General features: G+C 39.2%; 10 protein-coding genes. 4 read left to right on the top strand and 6 right to left on the bottom strand.

Going from position 1 to position 17900, the window contains the following annotated elements; genetic code table 11:
* The first annotated feature begins 2 nt into the window (after positions 1 to 2).
* On the top strand, positions 3 to 2264 hold the full coding sequence (locus tag CZ809_RS11745) for a peptidase U32 family protein (protein ID WP_080157828.1): 2262 nt from the start codon (positions 3 to 5) through the stop codon (positions 2262 to 2264).
* 99 nt (positions 2265 to 2363) lie between these two features.
* On the opposite strand, the gene CZ809_RS11740 is transcribed toward CZ809_RS11745, so the two are convergent.
* Complete coding sequence (locus tag CZ809_RS11740; protein ID WP_080157827.1) at positions 2364 to 5003, bottom strand: molybdopterin-dependent oxidoreductase; 2640 nt, start codon at positions 5001 to 5003, stop codon at positions 2364 to 2366.
* Between the two features lie 577 nt (positions 5004 to 5580).
* Between CZ809_RS11740 and torC the strand changes: the two genes are divergently transcribed.
* Positions 5581 to 6753, top strand: a complete 1173-nt coding sequence (gene torC, locus CZ809_RS11735; protein ID WP_080157826.1) for a pentaheme c-type cytochrome TorC — start codon at positions 5581 to 5583, stop codon at positions 6751 to 6753.
* An 86-nt stretch (positions 6754 to 6839) separates the two neighbouring features.
* Here the strand turns inward: torC and yccS are convergent, their stop codons facing one another.
* Positions 6840 to 9011: a YccS family putative transporter gene (gene yccS, locus CZ809_RS11730; RefSeq protein WP_080157825.1), complete on the bottom strand. Its 2172-nt coding sequence runs from the start codon at positions 9009 to 9011 to the stop codon at positions 6840 to 6842.
* A 313-nt stretch (positions 9012 to 9324) separates the two neighbouring features.
* Between yccS and helD the strand changes: the two genes are divergently transcribed.
* On the top strand, positions 9325 to 11406 hold the full coding sequence (gene helD / locus CZ809_RS11725) for a DNA helicase IV (RefSeq protein ID WP_080157824.1): 2082 nt from the start codon (positions 9325 to 9327) through the stop codon (positions 11404 to 11406).
* A 73-nt stretch (positions 11407 to 11479) separates the two neighbouring features.
* Here helD and CZ809_RS11720 read toward each other — a convergent pair whose 3' ends face one another.
* The 3 genes from CZ809_RS11720 to torT form a co-directional block, all read right to left on the bottom strand.
* Positions 11480 to 12460, bottom strand: coding sequence for an alcohol dehydrogenase catalytic domain-containing protein (locus CZ809_RS11720; protein WP_080157823.1), 981 nt, complete (start codon positions 12458 to 12460; stop codon positions 11480 to 11482).
* Positions 12461 to 12593: 133 nt separating this feature from the next.
* On the bottom strand, positions 12594 to 13052 hold the full coding sequence (locus CZ809_RS11715) for a methylglyoxal synthase (protein WP_080157822.1): 459 nt from the start codon (positions 13050 to 13052) through the stop codon (positions 12594 to 12596).
* A 159-nt stretch (positions 13053 to 13211) separates the two neighbouring features.
* Positions 13212 to 14282, bottom strand: coding sequence for a TMAO reductase system periplasmic protein TorT (gene torT, locus CZ809_RS11710; protein WP_080157821.1), 1071 nt, complete (start codon positions 14280 to 14282; stop codon positions 13212 to 13214).
* 148 nt (positions 14283 to 14430) lie between these two features.
* Between torT and torS the strand changes: the two genes are divergently transcribed.
* Positions 14431 to 17346: a TMAO reductase system sensor histidine kinase/response regulator TorS gene (torS, locus tag CZ809_RS11705; RefSeq protein WP_080157820.1), complete on the top strand. Its 2916-nt coding sequence runs from the start codon at positions 14431 to 14433 to the stop codon at positions 17344 to 17346.
* Positions 17347 to 17398: 52 nt separating this feature from the next.
* Here the strand turns inward: torS and CZ809_RS11700 are convergent, their stop codons facing one another.
* Entirely contained in the window at positions 17399 to 17860 is a 462-nt protein-coding gene (locus tag CZ809_RS11700; RefSeq protein WP_080157819.1) for a GNAT family N-acetyltransferase, read from the bottom strand.
* Positions 17861 to 17900 lie beyond the last annotated feature (40 nt).

The raw sequence follows: 17900 nt of genomic DNA, 5'->3' as shown, positions 1-17900 counted from the left end.
AAATGGGTAATAACGCGATGAGAAGTAATTTTGAGTTGTTAGCTCCAGGTGGCGATATAGAGTCGATTAAAGCGGCTATCGTTGCGGGTGCGGATGCTATTTATTGCGGCTTAGATAATTTTAATGCCCGTAATCGTGCAACCAATATTACTTTTGAAGATTTAAATGGCATTGTCCGTGTTGCCCATCAACGCGATTGTAAGATTTTTCTTACGCTTAATATCATGATCCTTGAAAGTGAAATTCCAGCGGTTATTCGATTATTAAATAAATTAGTTAACACTAAAATTGATGGTGTGATCCTGCAAGATTTAGGGCTGTTTCATCTTATTAAACAGCATTTTCCAACCCTTGATGTGCATGCATCAACTCAAGTTAATAGTCACAATGAAGGCCAAATTTTATTTATGGGGCAGCTTAATGCGAGCCGTGTGAATTTATCGCGTGAACTTAATATCAAAGAGATAAAACATTTAGCACAGTTTGGACATCAACATAATGTGTTAATGGAAGTGTTTGTCCATGGCTCATACTGCATTGGTTTTTCCGGTTTGTGTTATATCAGTTCGGCTAAAAATGGTAACTCAGGTAACCGTGGTCGTTGTAGTCAGCCTTGTCGAGATCAATACCAAACTACCGCCGTTGGTAAAGATTATCCGCTCAATATGAAAGACAATTCTGCGTTTTCAAATTTAGAAGCCTTAGCGGATGCTGGGGTGTATTCATTAAAAGTAGAAGGACGCATCAAAAAATCACATTACGTTTATACCGTGGTAGATAATTGGAGTCGTCAATTAGATAACTATTGTAATCAAAAGCCATTATTAGCGGATACACGTGAGTTATATACTGTCTTTAATCGCGATTTCTCTAACTCATATTTAATGGGTGATATTAATAAAGCGATGTTTATCGACAATCCACGTGATAACTCTGTCGATCACTTTGCACAAATTGCTGATGCTAAATCTGAGACAGAAATTCAAGCGGTTAAACGAAAGTTATATGATGATAAAACCACTATTATCCAAACCGTTGAAGAACGAATTGCAGATTTAGACATTAGTTTATTAGCATTAGAGCTGACGATTATCGGTCAGGTTGGACAGCCGCTAATTATTCAAGTAACGACACCGTTACAACAGTTTGAAGTCACATCAACCTCGTTATTACGTCGATCAGATAATACAGTGCTTGATAGCGATTGTTTTGATAAACGCTTCCGTAGTTTAAATAATGGTGAGTATTTATTAGCACCAATAGATTTGAGTCAACTCGTGACAGACGTAGTGGTGCCGTTTAAAGAATTAACTATCATGCGAGATCAAATTGCCCGTGTGTTAAACGGTGATCAACCATTAGTTGAGCCGGTTGAGTTACCTAAAGCTGTCCGTAAGCCTCTCGCTGCGATGATGCCACGGTTATCAGTATTAATTGCTAATCCTGCAGATATTGAAGCTGTGAGCCAGCCAGATACCGCAGTGTATTATCAATTGCCAGAAGCGATGGCAATGGAAGGGTTAAAATTAGTTAGTCTGTTCCAAGAAAATCCACAGCTTATTCCTTGGTTCCCTGCGATTTTAATTGGCGATAATTATCAAGCAGCAGTGACGTTCCTTGAACACGTTAAGCCGTCACGTATTGTAACCAATAATAGCGGTGTCGGTTATGCGGCGCATCAATTAGGTTTAGCGTGGGTGGCTGGCCCTCAAATGAATATCAGTAACAGTTTGAGCCTTGAATGCTTACAGCAAGAGTTTGGTTGTGTTGGGGCGTTTATTTCTAATGAGATCAAACGTTCACAAATTAAACCCATTGCAGCACCTGCTGGATTTGAATTGTATTACAGCATTTATCACCCGATGATGCTATTAATGAGCCGTCAATGCTTATTCCATCAAACAGTAGGTTGTAAGAAAAAGCGTTTTGATGATAAGTGCTTACGTAAATGTGATAAGTCAGCATCGATCATTAATCTTACTGAAGCGTCATTTGTGGTGGATAAACAGCGCGGTGATCATAATGCGTTATATAACCCGAAGAACTTCTTAAATCTTGATATTGTTGATGAGATTAAGAATAAGTTCTCAGGGTTTATGGTTGATTTGCGCGACATTAAAACTGACACCCAAGTGACAGTAACTAAAGCGGAATTAACGGCGTTATTTAATCAGTATGTTACGGGTAATAATGAACTTACGCGTAGTGAAATTGAAGCGGTTATTATTGGTAATACCTGTAATCAATACACCAAAGGCTTGTAACAGCGAGCAGTAAATAAAAGCAACGCATTGCTATAACAAAGCCCCGCAGGAGATTAACCAGCGGGGCTTTTTGTTATTTAAATAATAGCGGACTATTAATTATTTTTTAGCATTTTCTTGTAGGAAATCAAGTACAAGTTTACGGTCTGTCGCATTTAGACCTGCACGTGGGAACATACTGTTAGTAATACCTTTCCACTGCTTGTAAGTGAAGTCACTTGGGTGTGGTGCTGCGTGACAAAGGGTGCAGCTACCGTAGAATAATTTCTCACCAGGAGATTGCTCTGGACCTTGCTCTGCTGCAACGGCTTTTAAGCGTTTACCTAATTGTAGCGACCAGATATCAACTTGATAATCAGTCTTAACAATTTTTGGTGGTGTGTAAGCCTGGTTTGGTGTTTCTACGTCAGTACATTTCTTAAAGTAAGCCAAACAAGTGTTCGCACTGGTTGCTTGGGCTAAACCACTGGTTGGTTGGCTACTTGTTAACATGTTGATTGAGCCTGAGTTACAACGGCCTTTGCTATCAAGTTGTAGCCATGCGCCTTCGTGGATGTAAATAACACCCGGCATTGCTTCATCAGTGATACGAGCACCAGCTAGTAGTACGCCACGATCATTGTAAACTTCAACTACATCGCCATCTTTTACGCCACGTTCTTCAGCGTCTTTCTTATTGATAAGTACGATTTGACGACCATCAACAGATTCGTAGCTGTTTACATCCGCATTCGCCATTTGTGAGTGCAAACGCATCCATGGGTGTGGGCTTAATACGTGTACTTGGCCTTTCTTAGCATTACCTAGCCATTCAAATGGTGGAATCCATTGTGGCATTGGTGGGCAACTATTGGCTTTAAATCCAGCAATAGTTGAGCTATATAATTCGATTTTACCACTTGGTGTATGCAGTGGGTTCTTAATCGGATCAGCGTAGAAATCACCATGACGTACAAAGCTATTTGCTGCCGCAGGTGTTGATACGTGAGCGATACCATTTTGCCAGAATGTTTTGAAATCATCCGTTGCATCAGATGCTTCATAAGAGGCTTTAACATGTTGGTACATAGTTTTACCTTCGGTAAATTCTTTATGTACGTTAAACATGAAAGCAAGGCGTGAGAAGATTTCGTAGTCATCAAGACTTTCACCAACAGGCTCAATAACCTGACGCATTGCGTAGATTTTATTGTTGCTGTAAGTACCGCCAGATGAAATATCATCACGCTCAAGTGTGGTGGTTGTTGGCAGAACGATATCGGAATATTTCGCTGTTGCACACCACCACGGTTCGTGACAGATGATGGTATCGATATTATCGTTAAGCGCTTTGATTAATTCGTTAGTGTCTTGTTGGTGAGACAGTAAGTTATTACCTGCGTTATAGATAAGTTTTGCTTTTGGTAGCGTAAGGTTTGAACCATCACGAGTATAAGCTTTACCTGGGTTTTTCAGCATATCTGAAACCATAACCACAGGGCATGTCTTAGTGATAGGGTTACGACCTTGTGATAAACCGATAGGCATGCGCTTACCAGATGCAGGCATACCGCCATTACCATAGTGCCAACTAAAGCCTGCACCTTCACCTGGCTTACCAATTTTACCTGCGATTGCAGCAAAGTTGATGATAGACCAGTGAATCATTTCACCATGGTCAGCACGTTGTAGTGCCCAACCCGCTGCAATTTGGGTACGTTTAGTCACACAAAGTTCAGCAAGTTCTTTAATTTTAGCTGCAGGTAAACCTGTGATTTCTTCAGCCCACTCAGGTGTTTTAACAACACCATCTTCATCACCGATTAAGTAAGCTAGGTATTTATCAAAGCCAACTGTGTATTTATCGATGTAAGCTTTGTCGTGTTGACCTGTTTTATACAAATGATAAGACATTGCAGTAAATAAAGCCGTATCCGTATTAGGACGGATATTGATCATTTCACTACCAACTGCTTTATCTGTTTGGGTTTGTTGAGGGTTTATAGAGACAAACTTAATCCCTTTTTCCTTAAACGCTTCCCAGTGTTTTTGCATAGAGTGATCAGCAACACGGAATTCTACACGGTTGGTTTTCCATGGATCACAACCGATGAAAAGAACAACTTCAGTGTTTTTTTCAACAATTTCCCATGCAGTTTGTGGTGAATATACTTCCATATCACCGATAACATGCGGAAGAATAACTTCAGAAGCACCAGCAGAGTAGTCACCAGCACAAATACTTTGGCCACCAATAAGGTTAAAGAAGCGACCTTGTAATGTTTGAGGGCGGTTAACACCACAGTGTGACCAACCACCGTATGATGAACTGAATACAGCTTCGTTACCGTGTTTTTCAACAGTACGCGCGATGCAGAATGCGGTTAATGCGATTGCTGTGTCCCAATCAACGCGAACAAAAGGTTCTTTACCACGAAGATGTGGGTTGTGATCGCCCAATGGATCTTCTAACAATGACTTACGTACCATTGGATATTTGATACGTGTATCACTATAAGTACGACTTAATACACCTTTGGTTAACATTTCTGTTGGGAAAGGGTCGACATCATTAATCGGTTGAACACCAATTAATGTACCGCCTTTAACGACTGCTTTAAACGGACCATAGTGAGTAGCTGATGGAATGGTAATTGTATCTGAAGCAAATACTTTTCCAGCAGGAAAAAGGGTGAGTCCGTTAGCAGCGATGGCCGTTGCTACTGAACCTTTTAAAAAGTTACGACGTGATAGGGTCATGTTTATATTCCGAAGACAAACCGAATAAGTAAGCATTTAAATGACATAATAAGCATTTTAATATTAATCGGTATAGTGATCTATTATTTGACTTATTTCTTGATAGGCTACACGGAAATATAAAATATATTAGGCTGCTAAATGGAAAATAAGTTACCACAAAAAGACACTATAATAAGTAATGTTTAATGCTCTATATAAATAAAAAACACTTAGCACTGCAACTAAAAAGTGATTGATAACTATTCTCGATAGGAATGATCACAAAGCTTGCTTACCGTATGAATGTCGGTATTATAAATAGTTAACTTATTGATTTATATTGGTTTGCTTGGTTGTGATTTTATAAAGTAGACATTATGGTATTTAAAGAAAAACATTATTTACAGATTAAATATAATTAGAGATCTAATGAAATAATGATTTTTACAAATTGTAACACAATTATATGTTCAGTTGTGTTTGGAATATTTATTTATATGAATCAATGACGTTGCCCTGTTAATATTCAAATGTTAGTTTGTGCGCAACTCTTTTTTTAACGTTGTTTTGACGTTTAATTCATTTTGGACCATCCATGAAGAAACTATGGCGTTTTTTAGTAAAGCCAAGTAGTCGTTATTCAGTATTAGCGATTGCAGTTGTCTGTGTGATCATAACATTGGCAGGCGTATTTACCTTTCACGAATCGATAAAGTTTAGTTCGACTACTGAGTTTTGTACTTCATGTCACACAATGAAAGAAAACTACAACGAATATAAAACTAGCATCCACTACAAAAACGCATACGGTGTACGTGCTGAATGTCGTGATTGTCATATTCCAGAAAATGATCCGATTGCTTTCATGAAAGCAAAACTAGGCGGTGTTGGCGATATCTACAGCGAATTTATTAGTAAAGATATTGATACTCCAGCTAAGTTTGAAGCAAACCGTTTACGTATGGCTCAAAACGTATGGCGTATGATGGCTGAAACAAATTCAGCAACATGTAAGAGCTGTCACTCATACACTGCAATGGATCACGCGAAGCAATCTCCAGCAGCAGCAGCGGCAATGACGACAGCAGCTGCAAAAAATATGAACTGTATTGAATGTCATAAAGGTATTGCGCACCAGTTGCCACATATCAATAACGACTTCCAAGCAACGTTCAAGCAATTAACAGTTAATGCTGGTGAAGCACCTACGGCTAAGACTCTTTATACATTAGCATCTAAAAAATTGTATACCACTGACTCAGCATCAGGTGATGCACAAGGTCAACTATACCCAGCATCAAAAGTTGAAGTGTTAGGTACTAGTGGCGACATGATCAAAGTACAAATTACAGGTTGGCAGCAACAAGGCTCAACAACAGGTATGTTAGTACAAGACATGGCGAAACAAATTCAAACTGTTTCTCTAAATGCAGATCTACAAAAGTCAGCAACTATTCTTAATACAGTAAAAGCTGAAGATGGTCAGACATGGCAGCAAGAGCAAGTATCAGCGTGGATCACTCAGCGTAATATGCTAGCAAGCATGAAGCCTATTTGGGCTTACGGTAAAGAGATCTTAGATGCAAGTTGTAATCAATGTCACGCTATTCCAGATCCAAAACACCTAACAGCAAATGGTTGGGTTCAGGGTCTTAAAGCGATGCAACAATACTACATGCTTAATAAAGATGAAGAACGTACGTTACTTAAGTATCTTCAAGATAATGCGAAAGATGCACCCGCTGCGTCATCTCAAGTAGCTCAATAATTATTGAGATATAAACGCTATTATTGAGTAATAAAAAGCCTGCGTTTAGCGCAGGCTTTTTTGTACGTAATTGTTTCTACTTTCTTTTATTTAGTGACAGTAATTGCATGTGTTTGCGGTGAAAGATTATCACCCAACGCATGAAGTTCTGGTAGCATGCAATGAATCAAATGCAGTTGTTGTAATACCATTCGAGTTGAGGTGCAATCTTCATCTCGCCATTGGCCTAGACGTTGTTCTAGATTGAGGTTTAATGGTTGTGATGTCTCAATCAGAGAACCATTTAGTTGTGATGATATACACTCTAAATGATTGTGAATAATACGATGAGCTTCTGATACTAACTGATGGGTTTGATTATCTTCAAGTTGAGTACGATGCGCACCCAGTGCAGAGATATAGCTCAACATGGCATGGTTTAATGTCAAAAAACGAAAGCTTTTATCCGTATCTATTTGGTATTTATCCGGCTCTGCTAACATATTATTGATAGCTGTACTTAGCTGCGCATCTTTATTATGGGCTTCACGACGTGCAATACGATAATTCATATTATCGCGTTTACCAATACGGTATTGAGCAATAATTTGCGCTAAATAATCTTTATTTGCTAACGTGGCTTCAGCCATTACTTTATGTAATCGTTTAGATTCCCAATCAGGTAAGATGAAACTAACGGCTAATACTGCTAACAGACAGCCAAGTAATGTATCGCCTAAGCGCGGTAAAATAACCGCAAATCCTTCACCTAATTGGTTAAAACAAAACAGCACTAATAGTGTGATAAAAGCCGTTGCCCAGTCATATTTAACTGCTCGAAAGGCAAAGAACAGTACGCCCATTATAACCATTAATACCAATTGGCCTTCTTGGCCGGGAAATAAATACAGCAGCGGTATGCCTGCCAGCAAGCCCCCCAATGTCCCAATAACACGCTGCACAAGCTTTTGACGGGTTGCACTGTAGTTTGGTTGGCATACAAAGAGGGTTGTTAATAAGATCCAGTATCCGCGTTGTAGATCCAGAGCTTGAATAAAGCCATAGCCTACTATTAATGCAATCCCTAAGCGGATGGCATGACGAAATAGCATTGAATCAGTATTAAGTTGACTGCTAATACGCTTCCACATTTCTTTGATGCTGTGCGCTTCAGTGTCCACTAACTCAATATCAATTTGTTGTTCAATGTGTTCTGCATCTGGATTATTAATATTTTGTAGTTGACGTTCTACTGTTGCTAAATTATTAAATAAATAATCCAATTGATTCAGCAGCAAACGCCATTGCGGGTTGTTTTGTTGTTTGAGGTAATTCAGTGATTGTTGCAGTTCATCTAACGCACTGATGGAATCAGAACCATGATGATAGGGCTTACCTTGTTTTAACGCATCAGCAATGCCGTGACAAGCCTGTGCTTGTACATGTAATAAGCGTTGAAAGCGAAACAAGACATCACTGCGTTGAAAGGCCTGCGCCAGTTCTCGATAACGATAATGTGATGAACTGGCACGTTCATGGATATCTTGCGCCATAAAATAAATTTTAAGGAATTTATCACTTTGTCCGCGACCAGCACGATGTAGCAATGTCATTTTAACCGCATTTAACGCATTAACGACTTTCGCATTTTGTTTGGCTGCTTGAATTCGAAATGGATGTGAAGTGAGATCAACCACTGGCTCAAATAACTTACTTTTATTATCAAGGTAGTAACCAAACTCAGTGAATACATTGGCTAATCCTTGTTGAACTGGTTGATTGGGCCATAAAATATGCCATAGCAATGATAAGATCCCATACCAACAAGCACCCGCTAAAAGTAACATCGGTTGATACCAAAGATCGGCACTACTATTTGCACCAAGCATAGTGTAAACCGCTAATAATAATGAGGCAAAAGCGATGTTGGCATAACGTGGGCCCATTGCCCCCAACATAATAAAGCCAAAGGTTGAACTAAATAAGCCGATTGCAAATAAAATGGGGTAATCAAATAGAATTTCTATAGAAAGAGAAGCAATCAAAAAACAAATTAAAGTAATGGTTAAGCCTTTAATTCGGCCCGTTAAATTATCATCAGATTCAGCCAGTGCTGCTGCAATAATACCAAGTACAAGTGGGGTTACGGCATGATTAGCGCCAAGATACCAACAGGGTAATACAACACCAACTAAAGCAATCAATACTCGAATTGAATAATTGATTCGGTCATTAACCCAGTATTTGCGGAATTTTACATGTAACTCTTTAGTTTGCATGGATATTAACAATCTTCTGATAATAAGGAATGGAGAAAACGATAGAATCAACTAACGTTATAAAAACGTGACTAAAGATAACAGATATCTTGTTATTGCCGATCAAAAAAATAAACTTTTAGCTCGTGGAATAATATTTAGTCAAATAGACGTTTCAATACTATGGCTACACGAGAGTTATTGATACTCTAAGCAACATTATCCCGATAAGCGGGTGACAAGTAATGATTCAATTGAGGTTGATGACAATAGTTATCAGCCGGTAATGAGTGTTACAGCCTAATTAAAGCATGGAACAATTGGTGGAATCACAATGCAATTAAGTGCCAGTCGACTAGCACAATGGCTAGTTCAAGGTGATTATTACAGTATCGCTTTAGACGGTAATAGCTTGGTATTAGATAGTCAGACTTCTTCTGATGTTATCTCTTTTGATGATTGGGATGGTTCGATTGAAATCCATCGCGGTGTATTATGGGGTGCGCTTGAGCTTACGTCTTCAAATCAACAATACTGTTGGACAGTTCATGGTTTACCTTGGCACGAATGTAAATCTTTCGCGGCATTTTTAGTCCGCAGTTATCAAGATTGGGCGCAAAGCCGTGTTGATAAATTAGATGCTATGTTGCCAGAAATGCTGCAACGTATAGCATTATTTTCTAATAAATCTGGGTATTTACGTCATTCTGAACATCATGAATTACATCAGTTTCTTAATGATGGTTTAACTGATTCAGACTTAACACCAGAACTTGCAGCGACATTTAGACCGCGTAGCTTTGAAAAAATATCACCTTGGCTTGGTGAGCATCAAGCCTGGGTTGAAGAGCATAACCAGCAATGGTTAACACAACAAACCCAAAAATGGGGTTCGTGGTTTGATAGTTTTGAAAAATCACCGTTAAACGAATCACAACGTTTAGCTAGCTTAATTAACCAAGATTATAATTTGGTTCTTGCCGGGGCGGGTACGGGTAAAACTAGTGTCTTAATCGCACGTGCAGGTTACTTAATTGCGAGTCAAGCGGCGGTACCTGAAGATATTCTTATGCTATCGTTTGGACGTAAAGCAGCCGATGAGATGTCTGATAGACTGAAAGCTAAAGTCAGTGATCGCGTCAAAGTAGCGACGTTCCATAGCTTGGGTTCGCAGATTATTCGTGATGTTGAACTTGATAAACCCAATGTGGCTTCGATTACCTTAGACACGCGTGCCCGTAGTGCATGGCTTGCTCGTATGTTAATTGAGCAATGGAATAATTCAACGTCAGCAAATAAGTGGCAGCGTCATCTTACACAGTGGCGAGTTCCTGGTTTTAGTAAAGAAAACTCAATGGAACAACAAGCTGAAAATGAACAATTACAAGCTTGGGTATGGCGTCATATTGAGTTGTTAGGTCAATCAGGGATGAATAAAGAATCGCTGCTTGAGGCCATTCAAAATAATAATAATCCCGCAATGCGACCACGTATGAAAAGTGAGTTAACATTGTTATGGCCTTGTTATCAGGCCTATTTGCAGCACTTAAAAGTGAAGAAGCAAATTGACTTCAACAGTATGATTGAAGTGGCCACTGAGTATGTTAAAACGGGTAAATTTATCTCACCATGGCGTTATGTTATGGTCGATGAATACCAAGATATTTCGCCACAACGATTAGCATTGATTGAAGCCTTATGTCATCAAAAAATTGCCGGACATGCAACACCGACATTATTTGCTGTTGGCGATGATTGGCAAGCCATTTACCATTTTGCTGGTGCTGATGTTAATTTAACGACTGATTTTGAAAGCCGTTTTAGTAATAGTCGTATTACTGAGCTTTCAACCACATACCGCTTTAATAGTATGATTGGTGAAGTGGCGAATGTATTTATACAACAAAATCCATTCCAAGTTAAAAAGCAATTAACCAGTTTTACTAAGCAGAGTAAAAAAGCAGTTACCTTATTGGCGACAGATTTGTTACCACAAGAGTTAATTCGGTTGAGCAAACATTACGAGAAAAAGGCGACAAAAGTACTTATTCTTGGGCGTAATAATAAGCAAAAACCTGAAAAATTTGAAACGTGGAAAAATCAGTGGCCGCAGCTTAACTTGGAATACATGACGTGTCATTCAAGTAAGGGCCGTGAGGCTGACTATGTGTTTATCGTTGATGTGAATAAAGGTATTTTCCCATCACCCGATCGTGAAACAGGGTTAGCCGCTATCATGCAATCGCGTACTGAAACATATAATGACGCAGAAGAACGCCGTTTATTCTATGTTGCATTAACGCGTGCTAAAAAGCATGTGTGGGTATGTGCTGATCCTGATAAAACTTCACCGTTTATTAATGAATTAATTGAAGATAAATACCCCGTCAATAATAAAATCAAACGGACTAAGTAAATATTATTAGTTATTGAAGCCCTGTTATTATAGCAATAAATAGTACAGGGCTTTTTGTTGCTCAATTTTCACCTTATGAGCCGACGTGAACGACGATTTTACCTGAATGGGTATTGTTTTTTAGTTCTGCTAGGGCAACGGCAAGTTTATCAAAGGGAACGATTTTTTCGACCATGCTGTGTAAACGACCATTAGCGACCCACTCGCTGAGGTTGTTTCCAATATCGGCTAGATGAGAAATGTGTTCAGGAGCGCCATGGGCATAGGTGCCATGAAGGGCGACTTCGTGAATACTGAGGGCTTTAGTTGTGGCAAGCATCGGTACTTGGTCAAACTGATTCGCAACCATAACAATATGGCCATTATAACGAATCAATGCACTCATTATGCTACCTGATTTGGCTGAGATACAATCAATCACACCATGCAATAATCTATCTTCTGTCAGGTTTATAAGCTCAAGTGCCACATTTTGTTGCGGGCAAATAACCGCATCAATACCATAGCTGAGTAATCGAGCATGGTGTTGTCGTTCAGCAATGGCATAGACATGCGCGCCTGCAAGTTTGGCTAATTGTGCCGCAAATCCACCAACGCCACCTCCTGCTCCTGTGATTGCAATGTGCTGTCCTGCTGTAATCTGTAACTTATCATGTACTGCTATCCATGCACTGTACCCAGCACAGGGCAGAGCTGCGGCATCGGTAAACGATAATGTAACGGGAATACGGCTAACAGCAATAGCTTTTACACATATATATTCTGCAAATCCACCTGCTGTGCGGGGATCGGCAAAAAACATAACTCTATCGTTTATATTAAAGTGGTGAACATTTTCACCAACACTTTCAATGCTACCGGTAACATCTAATCCGATAATCTGTGGATAATGCCATGTTGCATACCCCCAGTCAGTTAGTTTGTAATCAATAGGGTTTAATCCAACGGCGGCAACTTTGACGCACATTTCATCTGCGGTTGGTACTGGTTTATTGGTAGTTGTGAGTGATAAGGCTTGAAGCCCATCTGGCTGTTGTAAAATCCACGCTTGCATAGGCGACTCCTTGAGGTACTACTTATAACCATATAATGAATTATTTTTTTTGCCTTAAATATTATGTCTAAATAATAAAAAGCCTTCGATAATGACGAAGGCTTATGATTGAAATAACAAAAGCTATTGATGCTTAATCAAGACGTTCTTTAAGGTAAGCATCATAGTCTGGAATTTCAATATCAATTTCTTTATCAAGTAATGGTGACGTAACAATAAAGTTAGCACTTGCACGGTTAGTCGCAACGGGAATATTCCAAACAGCAGATATACGCAATAATGCTTTTACATCAGGGTCATGTGGTACCGCATTAAGTGGATCCCAAAAGAAGATCATGATATCAATTTTGCTTTCTGAAATTAAAGCGCCCAATTGTTGATCGCCACCCATAGGGCCACTGATTAAACAAGTGATGGGTAAGCCAGTTTCTTTGGTGAGTAGGTGCCCAGTAGTACCGGTTGCATAGAGTGCATGATTTGCTAACTTATGTTGGTGTTCTTTCACCCAACGCAGTAAAGCTGTTTTGCAATTATCATGAGCAACTAAAGCGATATTTTTCTTCGCTGCCATTTTGCGTGTTGTAGTGATCATGCTCTTCCTTTTTATCTCTCAAATTCATCTTGATAAAACATGGTGACGATGTTTATAAGTAACAAAGACTGGGCATAGTGTAAATCAAATTAGACTAAAAATTTGTGGTAGCCCATAAATTATTGACCTTCATCTTTATAGGCACCATTTAAGTATGGCTTATCTACTGATATGATGATTATTAACGTAGAATGAAGGTCTAAATTCTGCTGGTGATAACGAGTTACCAATAACTACTGCTGGTAAATGCTGTGGTGTTAAATCAACAATTAATGGTGAAATATCAAGAACAACAGGTTTCTTCTCTAGATAACGTACAGTTTGATCTATTGAAAGTCGTGCTTGTTCTGCCATTTTATCGGTTGGTGCAAATAGAATTTTATGGCGACGTAAACCACGATAAACACCATGACTAAGATAGGTTGAGACTATTTTTATGTCGGTAATATGGTTGGTGCGTAATTCACTGATGGCAACTTCAGCTGCGACTGCGCCACCGACAATATAATCAATGTTTTTATAGTCGGTAAATAATTGTTGTAATAGGTTACGTTGGAGTTCTTTACTGTTATCACCCCATAAGGTCGTTATAATTTCGACATCACTATTGGCAATAGCAGCTTTAAAACCTTTAGTAACAGGTTTAGTTCCACCACGTAACTGTGGCCCTGGTAGCCAAGCAATGCGGACTTTACCAGAGCCTTTAGGGTGGTGTTTTGCGAGGTAGGCTCCCGCAGCTTTGCCCATTTCATACCAATCGACACCAACTTTTGCTTTTACATGTTGACGAATATCAGGATCAGAAAAATCGATGTCATTGGTCATCAAAAAGACGGGAATATTACCGATTAATTTAGATAGTTTACCATTATAAGCTTGAGCATCGACGGTGCCTAAAATAATGGCATCTGCCCCCCAATGACGACAAGCAACGAGTTGGCTTTGTTGTTTATCAAGGTTGCTATAGCCGCCAGCTTCAAGCACTTTTAATGTAATACCCAGCTTTTTTGCTTGTTCAACCATTCCATAATTGATCGATAACCAATAAGAATCTTTTAAATGTGGGTACACTGCACATACTTTCCACGGTTTAGAAACCGAGGTTAAAAAAGAATATTGAATTTTTGTCGGTTTTTTATCCGTTTGAAAAGGGGGTTGATATGAAATCACCTCAAGCGCAAACGCGGATTGAGTAGAGAAAATCATTAATATAAAAAATAAAATGCGCATTATTACCAACATTATTTAGGTCTAAAGCCATATCGCTGGCAAAATAGTACCGTTTTATTGTGTCTGGTGAAATAGCCAGTATCGAACAAGGCATATTTATGCTGATTATGAACTGTTCTAAACAAGATTTTTGAGATAGAGACTATTTATGACGTTTACCCGAAAAGGTATCGGAGCCAAACTGTTATTAGCCTTTTCTGCCATGGCTGGTTTGATGATCATTGCGGTGATGATTGGTGTAGCAGGCTTTTCGTTAGTTGCTAAAACCGAGCGTACTGTTATTAATTCTGCGGTACCTTCATTAGCTGAAGCGCGAAAATTATCAGATTTAAGCTCACGTATTATCTTTAATGCTCAAGTTCTTGCTAAATCGAAACTTGAATCAGAACGAATGCAGCAAGGGCGAGCATTGACTGTGCATATTGAGGCTTTAACCCGTAGCCTGCATGCACTTGAGCAATATTCGTTTGATCAACCGCTAATGTTGAAATTAGAAGATGATGTAAAACGTATTGTTGATAATTTAGCCCTACTTGGATTACTTGTTGGTCGACAAATCGATTTGCAAAGTCAACTCGATGAAATAATTGCAGCGATGACCAAAGCCACACATCAAATTGACAGTTTGTCACAATCTCAAGTGGCGAATGCGAATACCATTGCCGTCGCAAACGTGTCTCGCATTTATGATCTTGTAGCTGAAAATAATAAACCTGCGGTCTATAACGCGTTAGATAGCTTGGTTGAAGTTGATATGGACTTATCCGAGCGTTTATTTGAGTTACGTTTCCTATCATTACAAGTGATTAATATGCTCGATGATTCTGAACGTATCATGGATATTAAATCGCTGGTGGCGCTAAAAAAACGGTTTAATAATGCGGTTAATATTATTAGTCATCGTGTAAAGTCTGTTGAAGATCCGAGTCGTTCAGCACAATTAATGAAACAAACGGCGAAACTTGAGCGCGGCAATGTATTGTTTGGTGTTAGTGAACAGCTCATTTATGCAAAACAAGATGTACAGCGATTAGATCAACAGAACTTGGTCTTATTTCAAGAGTTAAACAGCACGGTTGATAATATTATTGCAGCGGCTAATGCCAATACTCAACAAGCCGTTAAGCAGGTCGATCAAACATTGACTGTTGCGCGTAATACACTGATTGTGATTTCAGGTATTGGATTACTCGCCTTAGTGTTAATTATGTGGCGTATTGTTTATGTTCGCGTTATTTGCCGTATTAATCACTACAGTCGTGCTTTGTTATCACTGGCGCGTGGTGACTTATGTATTCAATTAGATGTTGATGGTGATGATGAATTAGCACAAATGGGTCGGGCTATTTTAGTGGCACGTGATACCGCGAGTGAACGGCATCGATTAGCACAAGCTGAAGCTAAAATTCGCCAGGAATTACAGCAACACAAAGCAAGTTTAGAACGGTTGGTTGCTAAACGAACGGGTGAGCTAGAGAGTATCAATAGTCGCCTCAATGAAGAAGTCTATAACCACTATAAAGCACGCGATGAAGCAGAAAAAGCAAACCGTGCGAAGTCTGCATTCTTAGCAACCATGAGTCATGAGATTAGAACCCCAATGAATGGTGTGTTAGGTACGGCGTCATTATTGGCTGATACTGCGTTAAGTACACAACAAAAACGCTATTTAGATGTGATTAATCGCAGTGGTGAAACATTATTGGATATTTTAAATGACATTCTAGATTACTCTAAAATAGAAGCGGGACACTTGGATATAAGACCGAATGACTTTGCTTTAAAACGTATGGTTGTTGATGTATTTAATATGCTTCAAGGTCGTGCTATGGCGAAACGGATCGGGTTTGAATATTATATTGAACCTAATGCGGATGCGATTTGGTTTGGCGATGAAAGCCGTATTCGACAAGTGTTAGTCAACTTGGTTGGGAATGCGATTAAATTTACTGATAAAGGTAAAGTCACTATTAATGTTCAACTTCATCCTGATATGCCTGATGAAATACTATTTTCAGTGCAAGATACGGGGATTGGCATTGATGACAACGAACAGTCACTGCTATTTAGTGCCTTCCAACAAGCGGAAGCTGGCCGTAAATCAATTGAAGGTACTGGTTTAGGCTTGGCTATTAGTAAGCACATTGTTGCTGCAATGGATGGTGAAATCGGTGTTGATTCAGTTGTTGGCACTGGGAGTTGTTTCTGGTTTTCATTACCGCTAGAACATGGGCAAGTGAGATTAAATACTGATGTTGATCAAGTATTAGTTCCTGCTGCGCACATTCTATTAGTTGAAGATAATCCTGTAAATAGCATGGTTGCGGAAGGGTTTCTTAAACGGCTAGGACATAGTGTTGTTATTGCAGAAGATGGGGCTCAAGCTGAACGGCTTTATCAAAATGAACAGTTTGATTTAGCGTTACTTGATATTAATTTACCCGATACCGATGGTGTAACGCTATTACATCAATTACGCCGTATTGATAGTCATCGTAAAGATACATGGCAAGAACCAACGCCGATGGTCGCCTTTTCTGCGCATGTGTTTAGAGAAGAAGTGGAAATTTACTTAAATGCAGGGTTTGCAGGTTTCTTACCTAAGCCTTTAGTTGAGCAACAATTAATTGATACGATAAGCAGTATTTTAAAAGGAGATAAACGCGTGGTTATTGAGAAAGGGGCGGGTGAGGAAAAACCGCAATTTGTTGAGAATGATGAGTTATTTCCATTAGTGAAAGAATCTGTTTTAGGCAGTGATTTACAAGTACTAGGCGAAGCGCAAGTAAAACAACTGATTAATTTATTTGGTGATTCTGCCAGTAAGACACTTGCCATGTTGCATCAAGCTATTGCTGATAATGATTTACCGGATATCGCTAAGCAAGCTCATACATTGAAAGGTGCTGCTGGTACGATGGGGTTAATGCAGTTACATCAATTATGTTTAACGTTTGAGAAAGCAGCCCAAGAAGGCTCTATTGAGGGGCTTGAGGTTGCACCATTACAGCAAGTGTTTGATGATTCTGTCGCGGCGTTAGCAACGACTTTTCTTAATGATTAATGGTTAGTAATGTAGTCGTTATAATAAAAAAGAACGCTTCGGCGTTCTTTTTTTATGCCTGCAGATCCAATGTCATAAAAGTGCTATGAGGATCGGGTTGATAATCAGCAAAGGGCGGGCATTCGATAAACCCATGCTTTGCATAAAGAGCGCGTGACGCAGCAAAGAAGTCCATAGAACCTGTTTCTAAACTTAATTGTTGATAGCCCTGTGTTTTGGCATAAGAAATAATATGTTGGAGTAATTGTGATGCCACACCTTGGCCGCGAAATGTATCAGCGGTTCGCATTGATTTTATTTCAGCTGTGGTTGTATTTAAGCACTTTATTGCGCCGCATCCTGCCAATTGATTTTGATGCCATATAGACCAAAAAGTCACACTCTGTTGTTGCAGTTCGGTTAGATCTAAGGCATGAACGCTCTCTGCTGGAGCGGTAGAATTCATGTCTATCAAGTGTGCTTGTAATAACGCTTGTATGGCGTGTCCTTGCAAATCATCAATAATAATATTCATGTATATTGTCATTAATAAAAGCAGTACTTTACGTTTAAAT

The sequence above is a fragment of the Photobacterium piscicola genome, assembly GCF_900166965.1.
Lineage (GTDB): Bacteria > Pseudomonadota > Gammaproteobacteria > Enterobacterales > Vibrionaceae > Photobacterium > Photobacterium piscicola.
The sequence above is the reverse complement of the archived record's forward strand: the minus strand, read 5'-3'. Positions and strand labels throughout refer to the sequence as shown.